The following is a 314-nucleotide window of genomic DNA, read 5'->3' on the forward strand; positions in this document are numbered from 1 at the left end:
CGCTACGAAGCTCGGGCTGAAATTGGCCGACTACTTCGTGACCGAGGCTGGCTTCGGCGCCGAGCTGGGCGCGGAGAAGTTCATGGACATCAAGTGTCGCCTGGCGGGCCTGCGCCCAAGAAGTATCGCGTCAAAAGCCGTCAAGCGCCCGCTTGCGCCTCGTTGGGGAACATAAGCGAGATCCTTAGCTATTTCCATCCTCGAAAGACTCCTTGGTCGGAAACTGCTGGCTTATATACGCGATTGCGGCGTCTATCTCTTCCTGGGTCACCTGAATCGAACGGGCCTGGACCTCCTTCTCGAGTTCGCCTTCT

At 58.3% G+C, this 314-nt stretch carries 1 protein-coding gene; it reads left to right on the forward strand.

Features of this window, described 5'->3' with window-relative positions:
* The first annotated feature begins 37 nt into the window (after nucleotides 1-37).
* Nucleotides 38-175 carry a formate--tetrahydrofolate ligase gene (locus tag EZM41_RS11100; RefSeq protein WP_446697842.1) on the forward strand — a complete coding sequence of 46 codons (138 nt, stop codon included), beginning with the start codon at nucleotides 38-40 and terminating at the stop codon, nucleotides 173-175.
* Nucleotides 176-314: the final 139 nt, after the last annotated feature.

The sequence above is a fragment of the Acetomicrobium sp. S15 = DSM 107314 genome, from assembly GCF_016125955.1.
In the GTDB taxonomy this organism is placed as follows: Bacteria; Synergistota; Synergistia; order Synergistales; family Thermosynergistaceae; genus Thermosynergistes; species Thermosynergistes pyruvativorans.